This window comes from Providencia sp. SP181, assembly GCF_050446505.1.
Classification (GTDB): Bacteria; Pseudomonadota; Gammaproteobacteria; order Enterobacterales; family Enterobacteriaceae; genus Providencia; species Providencia vermicola.
In genome coordinates, this window is the sequence record NZ_JBBPXM010000034.1 from 1 (window position 1) to 4553 (window position 4553).

Sequence of the window (4553 nt, forward strand, 5' to 3'; positions counted from 1 at the left end):
AAAAAAAACAACCAATAATTAGACAATAAAAAAATATTTGAATATTTTAGATGCAAAAAAGCCGAAATGACTTGCATCATTTCGGCTTAATCGCTCTAATTTGTTAGCACGCTAGTTGCTACGATTAGACCTCGCAATCCAATCTTAGCAACTGGAAGCTAGCTTGTCACTACTTCCTTAAAACCATTCAACGACATTAACCCAAGCGTGCCACTTGATTGACTCGGACTTAGCCCGGTCTCCGAAAGGATAAACAGGCAAATTGTGGTAGTAAAACGTACCGGAACACGAGATTCCGGCTCTGCCTCCGAATCACGCTGCGGTATCGAAAGATTACAGTGCGTACCTGATAAGAGTATCAATCAACGGACGAGGGATTTCTGGGATTGCACCGTCGAAAGAAACCCAACCTAACCAGACTTAGCTAAAGGAACGAGCTAAGAAGCCATGACCCAAGAACTAATCATGGAGAAAAGCAACGACAGAATGATGCTGTTGCTTCGCTCCGTTTTGATTAGTACCACATTGGGGCATTAGTTTACTTTTGCCAAAAAAGTATAGTTATCTTCGTAACCGTGAACGAACAAAATCAAAACGCGGACCACTAATTGCACTGGTTAACTCTTGATGAAATAATGATATAGGTTTTAAATCTCTAGGTTTTTTAGTTAATTTATAACTAGCATTCGCCTGTCTTTCCATCGATACTAAGCGCCCAGCAGCACCAGTTGAAACTTCAGCTTTACTCCACACATCAAAAAAAATTGCATTAGGTGATATACCTAAACATATTAAGCCATCATATTCTCTGTGGTACCTAATATGATTAAATTGAAAGCTTCCACTAACATCTTCAGTAGCTGTTTTTAGCTCGAACTCAACACCCTCTATTTTTATATCCCATGAATTCTGATACAGCCTATGACCATGAATATCTTCTGGAAAAACACATTGAATATTAAATTCATTACATAAATCCTCAATGAAATTTTGCCCAATAGATCCTACTTTTGTATTTGAAATTCGCTTTATTCTCTCAAAAACCGAGTCATTCCACTTATTCGCATCCTCATGCTCATCAAGAACCCTAAGCATCATATCTATATATAAATCACTCATTTACATATCCATTGTCAGTTAAAACTCTTTTTATATGGTACATGCTAATATGCCGGCAATTATGTGCAGCCAAATTACAATATTTATACCAATCAGCTTGTTGTAGAATATTAACTATTTTTTCTTTATCTTTTTTTATGATTAAACCATATCCACACGTATATTTTACATCATTAAAATCAATAACTAAGCTTGGCGGCTCATGATAAAAAGTCCTTTGCAAAAAATAATCAGCATCAGCCATTTTTTCTTTACCACAAAGTCGCTCTTTTCTTAGATCAACAGTGAAAATATCAATCCAATCATCGCATTTTTTTTCTTTTTTTATAAAATTATCGCCTTTTTTCCATATCTGCCAAAGTGCATTAATTTTAATATTTTTACCATTTAGAGTGACAAAACTATTGTTTGGCAATATCTCTGAATGCACCAATTGCATACCTTTAACTCTATGTTTCGGTGAGCCTTTCCCATCACTTTGAAATGACATAGGCAAAATCATGCCTATGTAATCGGAAAATTTCGCTGCATGATTCATAAATTCAAGAGCTAACCAAGCTCTGTATCCAAAAGGAGGATTCCCTATTGTGATATATTTACATTTGGAGTTAGGATTCCATGATAAAAAATCATGCTTAATCACATTTTTATCGTGAAAAATAGGCATTAAATCCAACCCAATCCTTTGATTTTTAGGGAGTAATTTATAAAAACTACCATCTCCAATTGATGGTTCAATAAACTTATAATTACCTAAATAAACATTTTCATTTTTTAAAAATTCAAAAAAATTATTATAACAATATTCAGCTACATCAGTTTTTGTAAAGAACTGGTCTAAATTAACATTATCAATATCAACCCAAGATGGTATCTGAGGGTTTTTCCTCCATACCTTATTTCGTTCATGAATGGTTTTTTCAAGATCAAACCTATCTAATAACATAAATCACCTATTTGAATACAAAGCATTGCCTGGCTAACATCACGCATACGATACAGTTTGCTTATGCATCGACAACAAACAATATTTTGATTAAAAAAACCCGCCCCACCGAATAGACATTGAAAACATAAAGCTAAGTTTAGCAATATATTAAATTAAGCAGATTATCCTATTTAAACTTATAAGGAACCGTTACTAAATCTCATCATTACAATTAGCTTCCTATAAGACCCATTATGTTAAACGGGCAAGTTTAACGTCTAAAACAGCCCGTTAGTCATAATAAAAACGCCTCAGAGCGATTTTGAGCACCAAAAGCACTCACACTCACCCAAATACATACTGAAAGTTTAGAACGGTTCTGAACGAATTAGAGCGCATTTTTAACATCATTTTATTTCAGAGCAAAAAGACACTGAAACACTTAAAAAAACAAAGATTAGAATCCTGAAATGGACTCAAAATTTTTGAGTCCATTTCAGGATTGAACAAAGGGCTTGCCCTGCGTTAGAAAACGTCCTGTTTTTTACTGGTGTTATTGAGGCTCTTTGGCTTATCGACTATTTTTTCAATTTGTTGTTTTAAATGTAGTTGATCTCGGTATATCACATTTTGGTTCGCTTTAAGTACCTCCAGCTGATGATTGAAATACCACGAATTAAACGCCATCAAACCGGCTGCAAAAATGACGCCTGCTCCAATAAACCACCAAAACCGATTTTTTAGCTTATCATATTCATATAACAGGGTTTTACGGGCGGATAGCGTTTCCTGATTAATCATTTCCGCTTGTTGTTTAATGGAAAATGCCGCTCTTTCAATCGATTTGAATGAATTTGCTGTTTGTTCGCCCAATAATTGTCCCACGTTCATATTTTTAATTTCATCAGTGACATTCTGTCTAACTTGCTGCGACACATTTTCAGACACGGATTTAAACTCTGCGACCGATTCAATCATGGTCTCTATCGCCTGAGAGAGTTCTTTTTGCTGACGCTCAGCCAACAGGGCTATCCCTAAAATTTTTTCACTTTCAATAATCGCCATAGCCAAACCCTCGTTCCCGTTCAATGGTTTTTTCTTTGATAACGCTGCGCTCTATCACCTGTTTTTGTTCAGCAATATCCTGTTTTAAATCTGCAATAAAACTCTGTTCAAACCGCTCTCGGTAATGCTCCATCACTTGTTTATATTCCGAGAGCCATTTTTCATCATGAAAATCGATATACTGCATTTGCTCTTGCCCATATAGCTCAATATCAGGCTGCTCCCGAAGCTGTTTTAGACTGAGTTTATCCTCGTCCGTGAGTCGTCCTGACGCTTCAAATCCCAAGTGATATTCCGGCAAACGTTCTATCCCTTGATCAGCCAGCGAACGGTGATCTACGCGAGCGTTTTCAATCCCTAAATTTTCAACATAACGATTATGGGTATCAGCCCAACGCTCACGCAAATCAATCAGCGCCTCGCGCTGTTCAGTTAACGTTAAGCTATGCCCTGAGTCCTTTTGCGCGCCACCTCGCTCAGGATATTTCGCATTAAACCGTTTAAAATACTGGTCTGGCGCGCGTTCTATTCCGTCATTCACGCGTAAACTCATCATCACATGCGCATGCGGCTGTTCCCCTCCATCAATACTAGCGGTGGGATTATGGATCGCTAACGTGTAAGCATGACGCTCACCCAATTCTCGGCTCACAAACTCACGAACCAGCCCAATTTGCTGCTCGCTGTTCAGTTCTCGAGGGAGCGCGATTTCAAATTCACGGTAAGCAGAGCCATTTTTTCGCTCAAACTTATCAGCCGCTTGCCAGAAATGCTGCGGCTCCTCTTTTGCCCATGCAGGCATGTTGCCATGCTCAACATGCACAAGATCGCCTCGATGCTGATATTGCCCCTCTCGAGTAATGTAATCGGCATGTGCTGCACCGCGTCCTTTTGCACCAAACTTTACACTAAAATGGTAGGTTGCCATCTTGGGTTTTAGCCCCCTGCAAGGGCGCACGTTTCTTGCCGTAGGCAGAAACATATAAGTGCGCTATATACTATAGTCTCCATTAGCAGTATAGGCGTAATTCTGATTTAATCGAAAGGATAAAATTAAAAGGTCGAGGTAAAAATGCGCACAACCAATATTGAATGGATCGCCAAACGCATGGAATTGATCCGCAAGTTCAACGAAAAAACGGGGCGACAAAGGGAAATTATCCGACTACTGGATATCGAAAACCGGACATCATTAGAGCAAAAGCAACTCCATGCACTCGCAACAGCAGAAAAAAACGAATTACAGCGACAAGAAACCGCGCAACGACTAGAGATACAAGAACGCATTGCCAACAAGAAGAAACGACGCGAGCGCAATCACCAGATGTTTCTGTCTGCAGGGATGCTAACGCAATCCGGCTTGGTCGATAAAGTGACGGGAAAACCTAACTATGAACCTGAACGACTCATTAAAGCTTTCTCTCGATTTAATGAAAAACTT

General features: G+C 38.5%; 5 protein-coding genes. 1 reads left to right on the forward strand and 4 read right to left on the reverse strand.

All coding sequences use genetic code 11. The features are described from left to right. Positions 1-561: 561 nt before the first annotated feature. From AABS66_RS21505 to AABS66_RS21520, 4 genes are all read right to left on the reverse strand, one after another. Positions 562-1119, reverse strand: a complete 558-nt coding sequence (locus AABS66_RS21505) for a hypothetical protein (RefSeq protein WP_036979468.1) — start codon at positions 1117-1119, stop codon at positions 562-564. Then, positions 1112-2065, reverse strand: a complete 954-nt coding sequence (locus tag AABS66_RS21510; protein WP_430225480.1) for a hypothetical protein — start codon at positions 2063-2065, stop codon at positions 1112-1114. Before AABS66_RS21510 ends, AABS66_RS21505 begins: the two co-directional genes overlap by 8 nt. Positions 2066-2572: 507 nt before the next feature. Continuing rightward, a complete protein-coding gene (locus AABS66_RS21515) occupies positions 2573-3112 on the reverse strand; it encodes a hypothetical protein (RefSeq protein ID WP_430225481.1) in 540 nt (179 codons plus the stop codon). Beyond that, on the reverse strand, positions 3099-4040 hold the full coding sequence (locus AABS66_RS21520; RefSeq protein WP_430225482.1) for a MobA/MobL family protein: 942 nt from the start codon (positions 4038-4040) through the stop codon (positions 3099-3101). The genes AABS66_RS21515 and AABS66_RS21520 overlap by 14 nt, the downstream gene beginning before the upstream one ends. A gap of 144 nt (positions 4041-4184) precedes the next feature. On the opposite strand from AABS66_RS21520, the gene AABS66_RS21525 reads away from it, so the two are divergent. Continuing rightward, positions 4185-4553: hypothetical protein (locus AABS66_RS21525; RefSeq protein WP_430225483.1), on the forward strand; the 369-nt coding region annotated here is incomplete at its 3' end.

Excerpts from the sequence above, each read along its gene's own strand:
- AABS66_RS21505 (WP_036979468.1), bottom strand. The coding sequence starts at position 1,119 with ATGAGTGATTTATATATAGATATGATGCTTAGGGTTCTTGATGAGCAT.
- AABS66_RS21515 (WP_430225481.1), bottom strand. The coding sequence starts at position 3,112 with ATGGCGATTATTGAAAGTGAAAAAATTTTAGGGATAGCCCTGTTGGCT.
- AABS66_RS21510 (WP_430225480.1), bottom strand. The coding sequence starts at position 2,065 with ATGTTATTAGATAGGTTTGATCTTGAAAAAACCATTCATGAACGAAAT.
- AABS66_RS21520 (WP_430225482.1), bottom strand. The coding sequence starts at position 4,040 with ATGGCAACCTACCATTTTAGTGTAAAGTTTGGTGCAAAAGGACGCGGT.